Genomic DNA, 18288 nt, shown 5'->3' on the forward strand with positions numbered 1-18288 from the left:
TTGCGGAGAAGGGGCGGGACCAGAGCGCAGGAGGGGCGGGGCCGGGGCGCACCGCGAGGCCCTACTCCCCCGTCCCCGCGACCACCTCCAGCACACCCTCCCCGTACGTGACCAACTTCTTCTCGCCGACCCCGCCGATGCCCCCCAGCTCCCCGACGGAGGCGGGCCGCGCCGTCGCGATCTCCCGCAGCGTCGCGTCATGGAAGATGACGTAGGCCGGAACCCCCTGCTCCCGCGCCTGCGCGGCCCGCCACGCCCGCAGCGCCTCGAACACCGGCACGGCCTCCTCGGGCAGCTCCGCCACCGCCGCGGCCGCCCGCGCCTTGCGCTCGCCCTTCGCCCCGGACCGCGCGACCGCCGCCTTCTTGGGCTCCTTGCGCAGCGGCACCTCGCGCCGGCGGCCGAGGACGGTGCCGCTCGCCTCGGTGAGCACCAGCGTGCCGTACTCCCCCTCGACGGCGAGGAGCCCCTGGGCGAGCAGCTGCCGCACCACGCCCCGCCATTCGCCCTCTCCCAGCTCCTCGCCGATGCCGAAGACCGACAGCTGGTCGTGGTCGAACTGGATGATCTTGGCGGTTCTGCGGCCGAGCAGGATGTCGATGATCTGGCCCGCGCCGAACTTCTGGCCGCGCTCCCGCTGCAACCGCACGATCGTCGACAGGACCTTCTGCGCGGCCACCGTGCCGTCCCAGGTCTCCGGCGGGGTGAGGCAGGTGTCGCAGTTGCCGCAGGAGTCGGCCGTGGGGTCCTGGCCGAAGTAGGTCAGGAGCTGGGCGCGGCGGCACTGGACGGTCTCGCAGAGCGCCAGCATGGCGTCCAGGTGGGCGGCGGCTCTGCGCCGGAACGCCTCGTCGCCCTCGCTGCCCTGGATCAGCTTGCGCTGCTGGACCACGTCCTGGAGGCCGTACGCCATCCAGGCCGTGGAGGGCATGCCGTCGCGGCCGGCGCGACCCGTCTCCTGGTAGTACCCCTCGACCGACTTGGGCAGGTCGAGGTGGGCGACGAAGCGGACGTCGGGCTTGTCGATGCCCATGCCGAAGGCGATCGTGGCGACCACCACCAGGCCGTCCTCCCGCAGGAACCGCGACTGGTGCAGCGCGCGCGTCCCGCTGTCGAGGCCCGCGTGATACGGCACGGCCTCGATGCCCTGGGCACAGAGGAACTCGGCGGTCCGCTCCACGGCGTTGCGCGAGAGGCAGTAGACGATGCCCGCGTCGCCCTCGTGCTCCTCCTTCAGGAAGGCGAGGAGCTGCTTCTTGGGGTCCGCCTTCGGCACGATGCGGTACTGGATGTTCGGCCGGTCGAAGCTCGCCACGAACTGCTTGGCGTCCGGCATGGCCAGGCGCTGGGTGATCTCCCGGTGCGTGGCGTCCGTCGCCGTCGCCGTCAGGGCGATGCGCGGCACGTCCGGCCAGCGCTCGCCGAGGACGGACAGGGTCAGATAGTCGGGGCGGAAGTCATGGCCCCACTGCGCCACGCAGTGGGCCTCGTCGATGGCGAAGACGGAGATCCTGGCCCGCGAGAGCAGGTCGAGCGTGGTGCCGAGGCGCAGCCGCTCCGGTGCCAGATAGAGCACGTCGAGCTCGCCCGCGAGCAGCTCGGCCTCCACGACCCGGCGCTCGTCGAAGTCCTGCGTGGAGTTCATGAACCCGGCGCGCACGCCCAGGGCCCGCAGTGCGTCCACCTGGTCCTGCATGAGGGCGATGAGAGGGGAGACCACGACGCCCGTACCCGGCCTGACCAGGGCGGGGATCTGATAGCACAGGGACTTTCCGCCGCCGGTCGGCATGAGGACCACGGCGTCACCGCCCGAGACCACATGGTCGATGATCGCTTCCTGCTCGCCGCGGAACGAGTCATAGCCGAACACGCGGTGCAGGGTCTCGAGGGCGGTGCCGCTCGCCGCGGCGACGCCGGGAGCCGCCCGGCCGCCCGGGCCGGCCGCCGGGGACGACTGCCCGCCCGTGAACGGGTCCTCGCCCGCGAACGGATCCTCTTCCCCGAAGGGCTCCCCGAACGGGTCCTCGAAAGGATCCGCGAACGGACGCGCGCCCTCATCCATGTCAGTCATGCCACCGATCCCCTGCCTCGCCCGGCCCCGTACGTCACGCCTCGACCACCGCGTGCTTCCACCACTGCGTCCACGATAGGGGTCCGCGCCGACAGGCCCCGAAGTTATCCACAGGCTCACCCCTGCGGTGTGACGAATGCGCCGTCGCGGCCCCGGGCACGGGGGCGGTTTCCGGACGCGCCACCGCCCGGCACCCCGGGGAGCCGGGGTGCCGGGCGGCACCGTACGCGGACAGGACCCGCGAGGCCTGGGCCCCGGGCCGAGGCCCTGCCTACCGGACGAAGACTCCGGCGTCTCCCGCCAGGTCGAGGAAGTACTGCGGCGCCACCCCGAGCACCAGGGTCACCGCCACCCCCACGCCGATCGCCGCCATGGTCAGCGGCGACGGGACGGCGACCGTGGGGCCGTCCGCCTTCGGCTCGCTGAAGAACATCAGGACGATCACGCGGATGTAGAAGAACGCGGCGATCGCGGACGAGACCACACCGACCACGACCAGGGCGCCCGCACCGCCGTCGGCCGCCGCCTTGAACACGGCGAACTTCCCGGAGAACCCGGAGGTCAGCGGGATGCCCGCGAAGGCGAGCAGGAACACGGCGAACACCGCGGCGACCAGTGGGGAGCGGCGGCCGAGCCCCGCCCACTTGGACAGGTGCGTCGCCTCGCCGCCCGCGTCCCGCACCAGGGTGACCACCGCGAAGGCGCCGATCGTCACGAAGGAGTACGCGGCCAGGTAGAACAGCACCGACGAGATGCCCTCCTCCGTGGTCGCGATGACACCGGCGAGGATGAAGCCCGCGTGGGCGATCGAGGAGTAGGCGAGGAGCCGCTTGATGTCGGTCTGGGTGATGGCGACGATCGCGCCGCCCAGCATCGTGACCACGGCGACGCCGATCATCACCGGCCGCCAGTCCCAGCGCAGGCCCGGCAGGACCACGTACAGCAGGCGCAGGAGGGCGCCGAACGCGGCCACCTTCGTCGCCGCCGCCATGAAGCCCGTGACCGGTGTGGGCGCGCCCTGGTAGACGTCGGGCGTCCACATGTGGAACGGCACGGCGCCCACCTTGAAGAGCAGGCCCATGACGATCATCGCGGCGCCGATCAGGAGCAGCGCGTCGTTGCCCATGGTGCCCGCGAGGGCCGGGTCGACGCTGGTGATCGTGCCGTCGACGACCTTGGCGACCGTGCCGTACGACACGGAGCCCGCGTAGCCGTAGATCAGCGCGATGCCGAACAGCGTGAACGCGGAGGCGAAGGCGCCGAGGAGGAAGTACTTCACGGCCGCTTCCTGCGACATGAGCCGCTTGCGGCGCGCCAGGGCGCACAGCAGGTACAGCGGCAGCGAGAAGACCTCCAGGGCGATGAAGAGGGTCAGGAGGTCGTTCGCCGCGGGAAAGACCAGCATGCCGCCGATGGCGAACAGCGCCAGCGGGAACACCTCGGTGGTGGTGAACCCGGCCTTGGTGGCGGCCTGTTCACCGGCGCTGCCGGGGACGGCTCCGGCCTGCGCGACGAAGGAGTCGACGCGGTTGCCGTGCGCCACCGGGTCGAGCCTGCGCTCGGCGAAGGTGAAGATCGCGACCAGGCCCGTGAGCAGAATGGTGCCCTGGAGGAACAGGGCGGGGCCGTCGACCGCGATCGCGCCCATCGCCGCGATCCTGGCCTTCGTGGTGCCGTAGTCACCGGCCGCGAGGGCGACGACCGCGGCGAAGGCGGCGGTCAGCGCGACGACGGACACGAAGAGCTGGACGTAGTAGCGGAACTTGCGCGGCACGAAGGCTTCGATGAGCACTCCGAGCACGGCGGCGCCGATGACGATCAGGGTCGGCGCCAGCTGGCCGTACTCGATCTTCGGCGCGTCGATCTTGTCGATCGGGTCGGCCGCCGTTGTCCACAGGCTGTGGACGGCTGTCGCACTCACTTGGCGGCCTCCACCTCGGGCTTGGGGTCCTTCTTCTGGACGTCGGACATGGTGTGCTCGACCGCCGGGTTCACCAGGTCGGTCACCGGCTTCGGGTAGACACCGAGGACGATCAGGAGCGCGATCAGCGGGGCCACCACGGCCAGTTCGCGCACCTTCAGGTCGGGCATCGAGGCGACCTCCGGCTTCACGGGCCCGGTCATCGTCCGCTGGTAGAGGACGAGGGTGTAGAGCGCGGCGAGCACGATGCCGAGGGTCGCGATGATCCCGACCGCCGGATAGCGCGCGAACGTGCCCACCAGGACCAGGAACTCACTCACGAACGGCGCGAGCCCCGGCAGCGACAGCGTGGCGAGGCCGCCGATCAGGAAGGTGCCCGCGAGTACCGGTGCCACCTTCTGCACCCCTCCGTAGTCCGCGATCAGGCGCGAACCCCGGCGCGAGATGAGGAAGCCCGCGACCAGCATCAGGGCGGCCGTGGAGATGCCGTGGTTGACCATGTACAGCGTGGCGCCGGACTGCCCCTGGGACGTCATCGCGAAGATGCCGAGGATGATGAACCCGAAGTGCGAGATCGACGCGTACGCCACCAGGCGCTTGATGTCGCGCTGGCCCACCGCGAGCAGCGCGCCGTAGATGATGCTGATCAGGGCGAGCACCAGGATCGCCGGTGTCGCCCACTTGCTGGCCTCGGGGAAGAGGCCGAGGCAGAACCGCAGCATCGCGAACGTGCCGACCTTGTCGACGACCGCCGTGATCAGTACGGCGACCGGGGCCGTGGCCTCGCCCATGGCGTTCGGCAGCCAGGTGTGCAGCGGCCACAGCGGGGCCTTCACCGCGAAGGCGAAGAAGAAGCCGAGGAACAGCCAGCGCTCGGTGTTGGTCGCCATGTCCAGCGAACCGTCGGCCCGCGCTTCGGCGATCTCCTGGAGCGAGAAGTTCCCTGCGACCACATGGAGCCCGATCACGGCCGCCAGCATGATGAGGCCGCCGGCCAGGTTGTAGAGCAGGAACTTCACGGCCGCGTACGAGCGCTGCGCCGAGGCGTTCTCGTCGCTGCCCGCGTGGGCGCGGTCCCCGAAGCCGCCGATGAGGAAGTACATCGGGATGAGCATGGCTTCGAAGAAGATGTAGAAGAGGAAGACGTCGGTGGCCTCGAAGGAGATGATCACCATCGCCTCGACGGCCAGGATCAGGGCGAAGAACCCCTGGGTCGGCCGCCAGCGCGACGACTTGGTCTCCAGGACGTCGGCGTCGTGCCAGCCCGCCAGGATGATGAAGGGGATCAGCAGGGCGGTGAGTGCGATCAGGGCGACGCCGATGCCGTCGACGCCGAGTTCGTACCGCACTCCGAAGTCCGCGATCCAGGACCGCGACTCGGTCAGTTGGTAGCGCTCGCCGTCCGGGTCGAACCGGACGGCGACCACGACGGCCAGCACGAGCGTGGCCAGTGAGAAGAGCAGCGCGAGCCATTTGGCGGCGGTCCGCCGGGCGGCCGGGACGGCCGCCGTGACGATCGCGCCGACCGCGGGGAGCGCGGCCGTCGCTGTGAGCAGAGGAAAGGACATCGGTATCAGACCGCCCTCATCAGCAGCGTCGCGACGATGAGGACCGCCGCGCCGCCGAACATCGAGACCGCGTAACTGCGTGCGTAGCCGTTCTGCAACTTCCGCAGCCGCCCGGAGAGCCCGCCGACCGAGGCCGCCGTGCCGTTGACGACGCCGTCCACCAGGGTGTGGTCGACGTACACCAGGGAGCGCGTGAGGTGCTCGCCGCCGCGCACGAGGACCACGTGGTTGAAGTCGTCCTGGAGCAGGTCCCTGCGGGCCGCGCGGGTGAGCAGCGAGCCGCGCGGGGCGACGACGGGGACCGGGCGGCGGCCGTACTGGAACCAGGCCAGGGTCACACCGACGACCAGGACCACCATGGTGGCGCCCGTGACCGTGGTGGCGCTCAGCGGGGAGTCGCCGTGGTCGTGGTGCGTGACGGGCTCCAGCCAGTGCGTGAAGCGGTCGCCGATGCTGAAGAAGCCGCCCGCGAACACCGATCCCACGGCGAGCAGGATCATCGGGATCGTCATGGACCTGGGCGACTCGTGCGGATGCGGTTCGGAGTGCGCGCCGCGCGTCTCGGCGGCGGGCTCGGCGCTCGGCTGCTCCGGGGACGCCGTCGCGCGGTGCCGCCAACGCTCCTCTCCGAAGAAGGTCAGGAGCATCACACGCGTCATGTAGTACGCCGTGATCGCCGCGCCGAGGAGCGCCACCGAGCCGAGGATCCAGCCCTCCGTGCCGCCCTTGGCGAAGGCCGCCTCGATGATCTTGTCCTTGGAGAAGAAGCCGGACAGGCCGGGGAAGCCGATGATCGCGAGATAGCCGAGACCGAAGGTCACGAACGTCACCGGCATGTACTTCCTGAGGCCGCCGTACTTGCGCATGTCGACCTCGTCGTTCATGCCGTGCATGACCGAACCCGCGCCGAGGAAGAGCCCGGCCTTGAAGAAGCCGTGCGTCACCAGGTGCATGATCGCGAAGACGTAGCCGATCGGGCCGAGGCCGGCGGCCAGGATCATGTAGCCGATCTGCGACATGGTCGAACCGGCGAGCGCCTTCTTGATGTCGTCCTTCGCGCAACCGACGATCGCACCGAACAGGAGCGTCACGGCGCCCACCACGGTGACGGCAAGCTGCGCGTCCGGGGCGCCGTTGAAGATCGCTCCGGAGCGGACGATGAGATAGACACCGGCGGTGACCATCGTCGCCGCGTGGATCAGGGCCGAGACCGGGGTCGGGCCCTCCATCGCGTCCCCGAGCCAGGACTGCAACGGCACCTGTGCGGACTTGCCGCATGCCGCGAGCAGCAGCATCAGGCCGATCGCCGTGAGCTTGCCCTCGCTCGTGCCCTCGGAGGCCTCCAGGACGGGCCCGAAGGCGAACGTCCCGAAGGTGGTGAACATCAGCATGATGGCGATGGAGAGACCGACGTCGCCGACCCGGTTGACCAGGAAGGCCTTCTTGGCCGCGGTGGCCGCGCTGGGCTTGTGCTGCCAGAAGCCGATCAGGAGATACGAGGCGAGGCCGACGCCCTCCCAGCCGACGTACAGGAGCAGGTAGTTGTCGGCGAGGACCAGCAGGAGCATCGCCGCGAGGAAGAGGTTCAGATAGCCGAAGAAGCGGCGGCGGCGCTCGTCGTGCTCCATGTACCCGATCGAGTACAGGTGGATGAGCGTGCCGACGCCGGAGATCAGCAGGACGAACGTCATCGACAGCTGGTCCAGCTGGAAGGCCACGTCCGCCTGGAAGCCCTCGACGGGGATCCAGCTGAACAGGTGCTGGTGCAGCGAGCGGTCCTCGGCGCCCTCGCCGAGCATGTCGGCGAAGAGGACCAGGCCGATCACGAAGGACAGGGCCGAGAGCAGCGTGCCGATCCAGTGCCCCACCCGGTCGAGGCGCCGGCCGCCGCACAGCAGGACGGCCGCTCCGAGCAGAGGCGCCGCCACGAGCAGCGCAATCAGGTTCTCTGTGTTCACGGTGCTAACGACCCCTTACAGCTTCATCAGGCTGGCGTCGTCGACCGAGGCCGAGTGACGGGAGCGGAACAGCGACACGATGATCGCGAGCCCGACGACGACTTCGGCGGCGGCGACGACCATCGTGAAGAAGGCGATGATCTGGCCGTCCAGATTGCCGTGCAGCCGGGAGAACGCGACGAACGCCAAGTTGCAGGCGTTCAGCATCAGCTCGACGCACATGAAGACGACGATCGCGTTCCGCCTGATCAGTACGCCACTGGCGCCTATGGCGAACAGCAGAGCCGCCAGGTACAGGTAGTTGACCGGATTCACTTCGACGCCTCCTCGGTCTGCTCGCCCGCGGTGGCGGCGGCGTGTTCGGTCCCGGAGCCGCCGTCGCCGTTCCTGCCGGGGTCCGTACGCCGCAGGTCCGGACGCTCCAGGCGGTCCGTGGCGCGCTGCTCCAGGGCCCGCAGGTCGTTCAGCGCCTCGGTGGACACGTCGCGGATCTGGCCGCGCTCGCGCAGCGTCCTGCTGACCGTGAGCTCCGACGGCGTGCCGTCGGGGAGCAGGCCCGCGATGTCCACCGCGTTGTGCCGGGCGTACACGCCCGGGGCGGGCAGCGGCGGCAGGTGCTTGCCCTCGCGCACGCGCTCCTCGGCCAGTTCGCGCTGGGTCTTGGCGCGCTCCGTGCGCTCGCGGTGGGTGAGGACCATCGCGCCGACCGTCGCCGTGATGAGCAGCGCGCCGGTGATCTCGAAGGCGAAGACGTACTTCGTGAAGATGAGGGTCGCGAGGCCCTCCACGTTGCCGCCCTCGTTGGCCTTGGCCAGGCCTTCGAAGTCGTTCAGGGAGGCGTTGCCGATGCCCGCGAACAGCAGCAGGGCGAAGCCGAAGCCGCACACCGCGGCCAGCCAGCGCTGGCCCTTGATGGTCTCCTTCAGCGAGTCGGCGGCGGTGACGCCGACGAGCATGACCACGAAGAGGAACAGCATCATGATCGCGCCGGTGTAGACCACGATCTGCACGACGCCGAGGAAGTAGGCGCCGTTGGCCAGGTAGAACACCGCGAGGATGATCATGGTCCCGGCCAGGCAGAGCGCGCTGTGCACCGCCTTCCGCATCAGGATCGTGCACAGCGCGCCGATCACGGCGACCGTGCCGAGCACCCAGAACTGGAAGGCCTCGCCCGTGGAGGTGGTGTAGGCCGCGAGGGCGGTCATGCGTCCACCCCCCGGTCCCGTGCGGGCCCCTCGCCCGCGCTCCCCGAGGCCGCCCTCGCGGGCCCGGCCTGCGCGGCGGCGGTCGGCTCGGGGCCGACGCCCTCGGGGACGGTCACTTCGGAGGCGGGCTTCTCGCCGCGGGAGAGGGCGGGCTGCGGGGTCGTGCCGGGGGCGGCCTCGGTGACGAGGCCTCGGTAGTAGTCGCCCTCGTCCATGCCCGGGTAGATCGCGTGCGGCGATTCGACCATGCCTTCTTCGAGGCCGGCGAGCAGCTGTTCCTTGGTGTAGATGAGGTTCGCCCGGCTGCTGTCGGCGAGCTCGAACTCGTTCGTCATCGTCAACGCGCGCGTGGGGCACGCCTCGATGCACAGTCCGCAGAAGATGCAGCGGGCGTAGTTGATCTGATAGACGCGGCCGTACCGCTCGCCCGGGGAGTAGCGCTCCTCCTCGGTGTTGTCCGCGCCCTCCACATAGATGGCGTCCGCGGGACAGGCCCAGGCGCACAGCTCGCAGCCGACGCACTTCTCCAGGCCGTCCGGATGGCGGTTGAGCTGGTGCCGGCCGTGGAAGCGGGGAGCCGTGGTCTTCTGCTGCTCCGGATACTGCTCGGTCAGCCGCTTCTTGAACATGGCCTTGAAGGTCACGCCGAAGCCCGCGACGGGGTTCTGGAACCCCTGATCCGACTGGTTCGACTGCTGCGGGTCGACCGCCTGCTGTTGCTCGGGCAGCTGTGCGTGCTTCGGCCGGTCCGGCATGTTCGGCTGCTCAGCCATCGGACGCCTCCTTTCCGTCACTTTGAGTATCGGGCCCACCACTGACAATCAACTCCCGCTCCTGGCGCGGACGTCGACGCGGCACGGGCGGCAGGGTCTGTCCGGGCAGCGGCGGCACCGGGAAGCCGCCGGCCATCGGGTCGAAGGCACCGGCTTCCGCGGGCGGGGCGGCCGCGGCCGCGTCCTTCTCGCGTTTGTCGCGGAAGACGTCCACGAGCACGGAGAGCAGCAGCAGGGCGAGTACGCCGCCGCCCACGTAGAGCGCGATCTCGCTGAAGTCGTAATCCTCGTTGCGCAGTGCCCGGACGGTGGCGACGAGCATCAGCCAGACCAAGGAAACGGGAATGAGGACCTTCCAGCCGAGCTTCATCAGCTGGTCGTAGCGGACGCGCGGCAGGGTGCCGCGCAGCCAGATGAAGAAGAACAGGAGCAGCTGCACCTTGAGGGTGAACCAGGCCATCGGCCACCATCCGTGGTTCGCGCCCTCCCAGAAGGTGCTCACCGGCCACGGGGCCCGCCAGCCGCCGAGGAACAGCGTCACGGAGACGGCCGAGACGGTCACCATGTTGACGTACTCGGCGAGCATGAACATCGCGAACTTGATCGAGGAGTACTCGGTGTTGAAGCCGCCCACGAGGTCGCCCTCGGACTCCGGCATGTCGAACGGCGCCCGGTTGGTCTCCCCGATCATCGTCACGACGTAGATCAGGAACGACACCGGAAGCAGCAGGACGTACCAGCGGCCCTCCTGCGCCTCGACGATCCGCGACGTCGACATCGATCCGGAGTACAGGAACACCGAGGCGAACGCGGCGCCCATGGCGATCTCGTACGAGATCATCTGCGCGCACGAGCGCAGTCCGCCGAGCAGCGGGTACGTCGAACCGGAGCTCCAGCCCGCGAGGACGATGCCGTAGATGCCGACGGAGGCGACCGCGAGGATGTAGAGCATCGCGATCGGCAGGTCGGTGAGCTGCATCGTGGTGCGGTGTCCGAAGATCGACACTTCGTTGCCCGCGGGCCCGAAGGGGATCACCGCGATCGCCATGAACGCCGGGATGGCGGCGACGATCGGCGCGAGGACGTAGACGACCTTGTCCGCGCGCTTGACGATCAGGTCCTCCTTGAGCATCAGCTTGATGCCGTCCGCGAGGGACTGGAGCATGCCCCAGGGGCCGTGCCGGTTGGGGCCGATGCGCAACTGCATCCAGGCGACGACCTTGCGCTCCCACACGATGGAGAACAGCACGGTGATCATCAGGAACGCGAAGCAGAAGACGGCCTTGACGACGACGAGCCACCAGGGGTCCCTGCCGAACATCGACAGGTCTTCGGCCGCCAGGGGAACCGCGGTCTGCGCGGTGTGCACTGCCTGAAGCATCACGACGTCACCTCCGTGGCCCCGGCGGGGCCCGGCAGGACGGCCGGGCCGATGCGGACGAGGTCGCCGGGGCGGGCGCCGGTGTCCGACGTGACGCCTCCCCCGGACGAGTTCAGGGGGAGCCAGACCACGCGGTCGGGCATCGGGGTGACGAGCAGCGGCAGCGTGGTTGCGCCCGTGAGGCCGGTGACGGCGAGCAGGTCGCCGTCCTTGACGCCCGCCTCGGCCGCGGTGGCCGCGGACAGCCGGGCCACCGCCGGGTGCCGGGTCCCGGCGAGCGCGTCGTCGCCCTCCTGGAGGCGGCCCTGGTCGAGCAGCAGCCGGTGGCCCGCGAGGACGGCCTCACCTGCGGCGGGCCGCGGCGGGTGCACCGGCGTCTCCAGGGGCTCCGTCGCGTGCGGTCCGTCCCAGCCGCCGAGGCGGTCCAGCTCCCGCCGGATCGTCAGGAGGTCGGGCAGGCCGAGGTGGACGTCGCCCGCGTCGGCCAGCATGTGCAGGACGCGGGCGTCGCTCGGGGCGAGCCTGCGGGTCATCTGGTCCGGCTTGAGCGCCGCGTCGAAGAGCCGGGCCCGGCCTTCCCAGTTGAGGAAGGTGCCCGGCTTCTCGGCGACGGCGGCCACCGGGAGCACCACGTCGGCGCGTTCCGTCACCTCGCTCGGCCGCAGCTCCAGGGAGACCAGGAAGCCGACCTCGTCGAGCGCGGCACGCGCGCGTGCCGGGTCGGGCAGGTCGGCGACCTCCACTCCCGCGACGAGCAGGGCGCTCAGTTCGCCGGTCGCGGCGGCCTCGATGATCTGTCCGGTGTCGCGGCCGTAGCGGTGCGGGAGTTCGGCCACCGACCAGGCGGTGGCGACCTGCTCCCGCGCGCGCGGGTCGGTCGCGGGCCGGCCGCCGGGCAGCAGCGACGGCATCGCTCCGGCCTCGATCGCCGCGCGTTCACCCGCTCGGCGCGGGATCCACACGAGCCGGGCCCCGGTCGCGGTAGCCGTCCGCACGACGGCCGTCAGCGCGCCGGGGACGGCCGCGAGCCGCTCACCGACGACGATCACGGCGCCCTCGGAGCGCAGCGCCTCGGCGGCCCCGGCGCCCTCGTCCCCCAGGCCGACGTTGGCCGCGAGCGCGTCCAGCCACTCCGTCTCGGTGCCGGGAGCGGCGGCGAGCAGCGTGCCGCCGGCCTTCTCCAGGCCGCGGGTCGCGTACGGCGCGAGGGCGTAGGTGCGCTGGCCGTGCTTGCGCCAGGCCTTGCGCAGGCGCAGGAAGACGCCGGGGGCCTCCTCCTCCGCCTCGACACCGGCGAGCAGCACGGCGGGGGCCCGCTCGACGGCGGCGTACGTGACGCCGTGGCCGTCGAGGTCACGGCCGCGTCCCGCGACGCGTGCCGCGAGGAAGTCGGCCTCCTCGCTGGAGTGCACGCGCGCGCGGAAGTCGATGTCGTTGGTGTCGAGCGCCACGCGCGCGTACTTGCTGTACGCGTAGGCGTCCTCCAGGGTGAGGCGCCCGCCGGTCAGCACACCGGCGCGCCCGCGCGCGGCACCGAGCCCCTTGGCCGCCGCCTCCAGGGCCTCGGGCCAGGAGGCAGGGACCAGCTCACCGGAGTCGGCGTCGCGCACCAGCGGGGTGGTGAGCCGGTCCGGCTTCTGCGCGTACCGGAAGCCGAAGCGCCCCTTGTCGCAGATCCACTCCTCGTTGACCTCGGGGTCGTTCTGCGCGAGCCGCCGCATGACTTTGCCGCGCCTGTGGTCCGTACGCGTGGCGCAGCCGCCCGCGCAGTGCTCGCACACCGAGGGCGACGACACCAGGTCGAAGGGGCGCGAACGGAACCGGTACGCCGCCGAGGTGAGGGCGCCCACCGGGCAGATCTGGATGGTGTTGCCGGAGAAGTACGACTCGAAGGGTTCGCCGTCGCCCGTGCCGACCTGCTGGAGCGCGCCGCGCTCGAGCAGCTCGATCATAGGGTCGCCCGCGATCTGGTTGGAGAAGCGGGTGCAGCGCGCGCACAGCACGCACCGCTCGCGGTCGAGCAGCACCTGTGTGGAGATCGGCACCGGCTTCTCGAACGTGCGCTTCCTGCCATCGAAACGGGTGTCCGAGTCGCCGACCTGCATCGCCTGGTTCTGGAGCGGGCACTCGCCGCCCTTGTCGCAGACCGGGCAGTCCAACGGGTGGTTGATGAGGAGCAGCTCCATCACGCCCCGCTGCGACTTCTCCGCGACCGGCGACGTGAGCTGCGACTTCACCACCATGCCGTCCGTGCACGTGATGGTGCAGGAGGCCATCGGCTTGCGCTGGCCCTCGACCTCCACGATGCACTGCCGGCAGGCGCCCGCGGGGTCGAGGAGCGGGTGGTCGCAGAAGCGCGGGATCTCGATGCCGAGGAGTTCGGCGGCGCGGATCACCAGCGTGCCCTTGGGGACGCTGATCCCGATGCCGTCGATCGTCAGGGAGACCAGGTCCTCCGGCACAGCCGCCGCGTCCCCGCCTCCGGAGGGAGCGCTACTGGTGGACACTGTCATGCGTTCACCTCCGTGTACGTGTCGGTCCTGCCGCTGTGGTCGGCCCAGAGCGTGGACTTGGCGGGGTCGAAGGGGCAGCCCCTGCCGGTGATGTGCTGCTCGTACTCCTCGCGGAAGTACTGGAGCGAGGAGAAGATCGGTGAGGCGGCGCCGTCACCGAGGGCGCAGAAGGACTTGCCGTTGATGTTGTCGGCGATGTCGTTCAGCTTGTCGAGGTCGGACATGACGCCCTTGCCCGCCTCGATGTCGCGCAGCAACTGCACGAGCCAGTAGGTCCCTTCGCGGCAGGGCGTGCACTTGCCGCAGGACTCGTGGGCGTAGAACTCGGTCCAGCGGGTCACGGCCCGCACCACGCAGGTCGTCTCGTCGAAGCACTGGAGCGCCTTGGTGCCGAGCATCGACCCGGCGGCGCCCACGCCCTCGTAGTCGAGTGGCACGTCGAGGTGCTCGTCGGTGAACATCGGCGTGGAGGAGCCGCCCGGCGTCCAGAACTTCAGCCGGTGCCCGGCCCGCATGCCGCCGCTCAGGTCGAGCAGTTGGCGCAGCGTGATGCCGAGGGGTGCCTCGTACTGTCCTGGCGAGGTCACGTGCCCGCTGAGCGAGTACAGCGTGAAGCCGGGCGACTTCTCGCTGCCCATCGACTTGAACCAGTCCTTCCCCCGGTTCAGGATCGCGGGAACCGACGCGATGGACTCGACGTTGTTCACCACAGTGGGGCACGCGTAGAGGCCCGCGACCGCAGGGAAGGGGGGACGGAGTCGCGGCTGACCACGGCGGCCCTCGAGCGAGTCGAGCAGCGCGGTCTCCTCACCGCAGATGTACGCGCCCGCGCCCGCGTGCACGGTGAGTTCCAGATCGAGTCCGGTGTCCAGGCCGTGCTCGCGACGGTGCCCGGCCTTGCCGAGGTAGCCCGCCGCGTACGCCTCACGTACGGCCTCGTGCAGCCGCCGGAGCACAGGCACGACTTCACCACGCAGGTAGATGAAGGCATGTTCGGACCTGATCGCGTGACAAGCGATCGCGATGCCCTCGATGAGGCTGTGCGGGTTCGCGAAGAGGAGCGGGATGTCCTTGCAGGTCCCTGGCTCCGACTCGTCGGCGTTGACAACAAGATAGTGCGGTTTGCCGTCGCCCTGGGGGATGAACTGCCACTTCATCCCGGTCGGGAAGCCCGCGCCGCCGCGGCCGCGCAGGCCCGAGTCCTTCACATAGGCGATCAGGTCGTCGGGCGCCATGGCGAGGGCCTTGCGCAGCCCCTCGTAGCCGTCGTGGCGGCGGTAGGTGTCGAGGGTCCAGGACTTCTCGTCGTCCCAGAAGGCCGAGAGCACCGGCGCGAGGAGCTTTTCCGGGCTGGTCTCGTTGTCGATCTCGGCGGCCAACGTCATCACTCCCCCTCCTCGGCGGACGGACCGGCCGGGTGGGCCGGGTCGGAAGCCGAGGTCTGCTGCGGCGCGTCGTGCGAGCTGAGGTGCTCACCGGGTGACGGGTCGTGCGGCTGGCTCTCCTCGGGTCCGCCCGCGCGCGGGTGGACCACGCGTGCGGGCGCCGTCTCGCCCTTGGCGAGGCGCAGCCCGATCAGCGAGGCGGGGCCCGCGCCGCCGCTCGCCTCTACGGCGCCCGCGCGCTCGTCGGGGAAGCCCGCGAGGATCCGGGCGGTCTCCTTGAAGGTGCACAGGGGGGCGCCGCGGGTCGGTTCGACCGGTGCTCCCGCGCGTAGGTCGTCGACGAGGCGCTTGGCGCTGCCGGGCGTCTGGTTGTCGAAGAACTCCCAGTTGACCATCACCACGGGAGCGAAGTCGCAGGCGGCGTTGCACTCGATGTGCTCCAGCGTCACCTTGCCGTCCTCGGTGGTGCCGCCGTTGCCGACACCCAGGTGCTCCTGGAGTGCCTCGAAGATGGCGTCGCCGCCCATGACGGCGCACAGCGTGTTGGTGCAGACGCCGACCTGGTAGTCGCCGGAGGGCTTCCGGCGGTACATGGTGTAGAAGGTCGCGACCGCCGTCACCTCCGCGGTGGTCAGGCCGAGCACCTCCGCGCAGAACTGCATGCCGGTGCGCGTCACGTGGCCCTCCTCCGACTGCACCAGGTGCAGCAGCGGCAGGAGCGCCGAGCGGGAGTCGGGGTAGCGGGCGACGACCTCGCGCGCGTCGGCCTCCAGGCGGGCGCGGACGTCGGCCGGATAGGCCTGCGGGGGCAGTTGGGGCATGCCCAGGCTGACGCCCTCGGGGGAACTGGTGGTCACCGGTCGACGCCTCCCATCACGGGGTCGATGGACGCGACGGCGACGATGACGTCGGCGACCTGGCCGCCCTCGCACATCGCCGCCATGGCCTGAAGGTTGGTGAAGGACGGATCGCGGAAGTGGACCCGGTAGGGGCGGGTGCCGCCATCGGAGACGACGTGCACGCCCAGTTCGCCCTTGGGCGACTCCACGGCGGCGTAGGCCTGGCCCGGCGGCACCCGGAAGCCCTCCGTCACCAGCTTGAAGTGGTGGATCAGGGCCTCCATGGAGGTGCCCATGATCTTCTTGATGTGGTCGAGCGAGTTGCCGAGGCCGTCGGGGCCGAGGGACAGCTGGGCGGGCCAGGCGATCTTCTTGTCGGCGACCATGACGGGACCGGGCTCGAGGCGGTCGAGGCACTGCTCGACGATGCGCAGCGACTGCCGCATCTCCTCCAGGCGGATCAGGAACCGTCCGTAGGAGTCACAGGTGTCGGCCGTGGGGACGTCGAAGTCGTACGTCTCGTAGCCGCAGTAGGGCTGTGCCTTGCGCAGGTCGTGCGGGAGTCCCGCGGAGCGGAGCACGGGGCCGGTGGCGCCGAGGGCCATGCAGCCGGCCAGGTCGAGGTGGCCGACGTCCTGCATGCGGGCCTTGAAGATGGGGTTCCCGGTGGCGAGCTTGTCGTACTCCGGGAGGTTCTTGTGCATCTTCTTCACGAACTCGCGGATCTGGTCCACGGCGCCCGGGGGCAGGTCCTGGGCGAGTCCGCCGGGCCGGACGTACGCGTGGTTCATGCGCAGGCCGGTGATCAGCTCGTAGATGTCGAGGATCAGTTCACGGTCACGGAAGCCGTAGATCATGATCGTCGTCGCGCCGAGCTCCATGCCGCCGGTGGCGATGCACACCAGGTGCGAGGACATCCGGTTCAGCTCCATCAGGAGCACGCGCAGGATCGTGGCGCGGTCGGGGATCTGGTCCTCGATGCCGAGCAGCTTCTCCACGCCGAGGCAGTACGCCGTCTCGTTGAAGAACGGCGTCAGGTAGTCCATGCGCGTGACGAACGTGGTGCCCTGGGTCCAGGTGCGGTACTCGAGGTTCTTCTCGATGCCCGTGTGCAGATAGCCGATGCCGCAGCGGGCCTCGGAGACCGTCTCGCCCTCGATCTCCAGGATGAGCCGGAGCACGCCGTGCGTGGAGGGGTGCTGGGGGCCCATGTTGACGATGATGCGCTCGTCGTCGGCTTTGGCCGCGGACTGGACGACCTCGTCCCAGTCGCCGCCGGTGACCGTGTAGACGGTCCCTTCGGTGGTCTCGCGTGCCGAGGCAGAGGCGGAGGCAGAAGGAGTGCTCATCAGCTGTACGACCTCCGCTGGTCCGGAGCCGGGATCTGGGCGCCCTTGTACTCGACGGGGATGCCGCCGAGGGGGTAGTCCTTGCGCTGCGGGAAGCCCTGCCAGTCGTCCGGCATCATGATCCGCGTGAGCGCCGGGTGGCCGTCGAAGACCAGGCCGAAGAAGTCGTACGTCTCGCGCTCGTGCCAGTCGTTCGTCGGGTAGACGGCGACCAGGGAGGGGACGTGCGGGTCGGCGTCCGGGGCGCCGACCTCCAGGCGGATCAGGCGGTTGTGGGTGATCGAGCGCAGGTGGTAGACGGCGTGCAGCTCGCGGCCCTTGTCGTTGGGGAAGTGCACTCCGCTGACGCCGGTGCACAGCTCGAAGCGCAGCGCCGGGTCGTCGCGCAGGGTGCGGGCGACCCGGACGAGGTGCTCGCGCGCGATGTGGAAGGTGAGCTCGTCGCGGTCGACGACGGTCTTCTCGATGGCGTTCTCGGGGACGAGTCCCTGTTCCTCCAGGGCCCCTTCGAGTTCGTCGGCGACCTCGTCGAACCAGCCGCCGTAGGGGCGCGAGGAGGCGCCGGGCAGCGTGATGGTGCGGACGAGCCCGCCGTAGCCGGAGGTGTCGCCGCCGTTGTTCGCGCCGAACATGCCCCTGCGTACGCCGATGACCTCGCCCGAGGTGTCGCGCGGCGACGGCACGCCGGTGCCGTTCAGGGGCTCGCCCCCGCCGCCCGGGTGCTTGTCGCCGTTCGGGTGCTTCTCGGTCACCGCAGCAGCCCCTTCATCTCGATGGTGGGGAGCGCCTTGAGGGCCGCTTCCTCCGCCTCCCGGGCCGCTTCTTCCGCGTTCACGCCGAGCTTGGAGGACTGGATCTTCTGGTGCAGCTTGAGGATCGCGTCCATCAGCATCTCGGGCCGGGGCGGGCAACCGGGCAGATAGATGTCGACCGGGACGACATGGTCCACGCCCTGCACGATCGCGTAGTTGTTGAACATCCCGCCCGACGATGCGCAGACCCCCATGGAGATGACCCACTTGGGGTTGGGCATCTGGTCGTAGACCTGGCGCAGGACGGGCGCCATCTTCTGACTCACCCGTCCGGCGACGATCATCAGGTCGGCCTGTCGCGGCGAGCCGCGGAAGACCTCCATGCCGAAGCGCGCCAGGTCGTAGCGTCCGGCGCCGGTCGTCATCATCTCGATGGCGCAGCACGCGAGTCCGAACGTGGCGGGAAAGACGGATGACTTGCGCACCCACCCGGCGGCCTGCTCGACGGTGGTCAGCAGGAATCCGCTCGGCAGTTTCTCTTCGAGTCCCATGCTCAGTGGCTCCTCTGTCCCC

14 protein-coding genes are annotated in these 18288 nt (G+C 70.1%); all 14 read right to left on the minus strand.

Annotation, left to right across the window (positions count from 1 at the left end; translation table 11 throughout):
* Positions 1 to 61: 61 nt before the first annotated feature.
* Positions 62 to 2071 (minus strand): DNA helicase RecQ, encoded by a 2010-nt coding sequence (gene recQ / locus ACH4DX_RS13930; RefSeq protein ID WP_398155173.1) that lies wholly within the window; start codon positions 2069 to 2071, stop codon positions 62 to 64.
* Positions 2072 to 2342: 271 nt separating this feature from the next.
* On the minus strand, positions 2343 to 3992 hold the full coding sequence (nuoN, locus tag ACH4DX_RS13935; protein WP_398122175.1) for an NADH-quinone oxidoreductase subunit NuoN: 1650 nt from the start codon (positions 3990 to 3992) through the stop codon (positions 2343 to 2345).
* Positions 3989 to 5560, minus strand: a complete 1572-nt coding sequence (locus ACH4DX_RS13940; RefSeq protein ID WP_398155174.1) for an NADH-quinone oxidoreductase subunit M — start codon at positions 5558 to 5560, stop codon at positions 3989 to 3991. The genes nuoN and ACH4DX_RS13940 overlap by 4 nt, the downstream gene beginning before the upstream one ends.
* A gap of 5 nt (positions 5561 to 5565) precedes the next feature.
* Positions 5566 to 7518, minus strand: a complete 1953-nt coding sequence (nuoL, locus tag ACH4DX_RS13945) for an NADH-quinone oxidoreductase subunit L (RefSeq protein ID WP_398155175.1) — start codon at positions 7516 to 7518, stop codon at positions 5566 to 5568.
* A gap of 15 nt (positions 7519 to 7533) precedes the next feature.
* Positions 7534 to 7833, minus strand: a complete 300-nt coding sequence (nuoK, locus tag ACH4DX_RS13950; protein ID WP_398122178.1) for an NADH-quinone oxidoreductase subunit NuoK — start codon at positions 7831 to 7833, stop codon at positions 7534 to 7536.
* Positions 7830 to 8723 carry an NADH-quinone oxidoreductase subunit J gene (locus ACH4DX_RS13955; RefSeq protein ID WP_398122179.1) on the minus strand — a complete coding sequence of 298 codons (894 nt, stop codon included), beginning with the start codon at positions 8721 to 8723 and terminating at the stop codon, positions 7830 to 7832. Before ACH4DX_RS13955 ends, nuoK begins: the two co-directional genes overlap by 4 nt.
* A complete protein-coding gene (gene nuoI, locus ACH4DX_RS13960) occupies positions 8720 to 9496 on the minus strand; it encodes an NADH-quinone oxidoreductase subunit NuoI (protein ID WP_398155176.1) in 777 nt (258 codons plus the stop codon). Before nuoI ends, ACH4DX_RS13955 begins: the two co-directional genes overlap by 4 nt.
* Entirely contained in the window at positions 9489 to 10877 is a 1389-nt protein-coding gene (nuoH, locus tag ACH4DX_RS13965) for an NADH-quinone oxidoreductase subunit NuoH (protein ID WP_398122181.1), read from the minus strand. The genes nuoI and nuoH overlap by 8 nt, the downstream gene beginning before the upstream one ends.
* Positions 10877 to 13390, minus strand: coding sequence for an NADH-quinone oxidoreductase subunit G (locus tag ACH4DX_RS13970; protein WP_398155177.1), 2514 nt, complete (start codon positions 13388 to 13390; stop codon positions 10877 to 10879). Before ACH4DX_RS13970 ends, nuoH begins: the two co-directional genes overlap by 1 nt.
* Positions 13387 to 14775, minus strand: a complete 1389-nt coding sequence (gene nuoF, locus ACH4DX_RS13975) for an NADH-quinone oxidoreductase subunit NuoF (RefSeq protein ID WP_398122183.1) — start codon at positions 14773 to 14775, stop codon at positions 13387 to 13389. The genes ACH4DX_RS13970 and nuoF overlap by 4 nt, the downstream gene beginning before the upstream one ends.
* Positions 14775 to 15632, minus strand: a complete 858-nt coding sequence (gene nuoE / locus ACH4DX_RS13980; protein ID WP_398122184.1) for an NADH-quinone oxidoreductase subunit NuoE — start codon at positions 15630 to 15632, stop codon at positions 14775 to 14777. Before nuoE ends, nuoF begins: the two co-directional genes overlap by 1 nt.
* Complete coding sequence (locus ACH4DX_RS13985; RefSeq protein WP_398122185.1) at positions 15629 to 16963, minus strand: NADH-quinone oxidoreductase subunit D; 1335 nt, start codon at positions 16961 to 16963, stop codon at positions 15629 to 15631. Before ACH4DX_RS13985 ends, nuoE begins: the two co-directional genes overlap by 4 nt.
* Positions 16963 to 17715, minus strand: coding sequence for an NADH-quinone oxidoreductase subunit C (locus ACH4DX_RS13990; RefSeq protein ID WP_398122186.1), 753 nt, complete (start codon positions 17713 to 17715; stop codon positions 16963 to 16965). The genes ACH4DX_RS13985 and ACH4DX_RS13990 overlap by 1 nt, the downstream gene beginning before the upstream one ends.
* Positions 17712 to 18266 (minus strand): NADH-quinone oxidoreductase subunit B family protein, encoded by a 555-nt coding sequence (locus ACH4DX_RS13995; RefSeq protein ID WP_006133126.1) that lies wholly within the window; start codon positions 18264 to 18266, stop codon positions 17712 to 17714. Before ACH4DX_RS13995 ends, ACH4DX_RS13990 begins: the two co-directional genes overlap by 4 nt.
* Between the last annotated feature and the right edge of the window lie 22 nt (positions 18267 to 18288).

Origin of the sequence: Streptomyces sp. NPDC017940 (assembly GCF_044328435.1) — a bacterium.
In the GTDB taxonomy this organism is placed as follows: Bacteria; Actinomycetota; Actinomycetes; order Streptomycetales; family Streptomycetaceae; genus Streptomyces.

Bases quoted from the DNA above. Each gene is read 5' to 3' on its own strand.
- nuoH (WP_398122181.1), bottom strand. From the start codon at position 10,877: ATGCTTCAGGCAGTGCACACCGCGCAGACCGCGGTTCCCCTGGCGGCC.
- recQ (WP_398155173.1), bottom strand. From the start codon at position 2,071: ATGACTGACATGGATGAGGGCGCGCGTCCGTTCGCGGATCCTTTCGAG.
- ACH4DX_RS13995 (WP_006133126.1), bottom strand. From the start codon at position 18,266: ATGGGACTCGAAGAGAAACTGCCGAGCGGATTCCTGCTGACCACCGTC.
- ACH4DX_RS13955 (WP_398122179.1), bottom strand. From the start codon at position 8,723: ATGACCGCCCTCGCGGCCTACACCACCTCCACGGGCGAGGCCTTCCAG.
- nuoI (WP_398155176.1), bottom strand. From the start codon at position 9,496: ATGGCTGAGCAGCCGAACATGCCGGACCGGCCGAAGCACGCACAGCTG.
- ACH4DX_RS13940 (WP_398155174.1), bottom strand. From the start codon at position 5,560: ATGTCCTTTCCTCTGCTCACAGCGACGGCCGCGCTCCCCGCGGTCGGC.
- nuoF (WP_398122183.1), bottom strand. From the start codon at position 14,775: ATGACGTTGGCCGCCGAGATCGACAACGAGACCAGCCCGGAAAAGCTC.
- ACH4DX_RS13970 (WP_398155177.1), bottom strand. From the start codon at position 13,390: ATGACAGTGTCCACCAGTAGCGCTCCCTCCGGAGGCGGGGACGCGGCG.
- ACH4DX_RS13985 (WP_398122185.1), bottom strand. From the start codon at position 16,963: ATGAGCACTCCTTCTGCCTCCGCCTCTGCCTCGGCACGCGAGACCACC.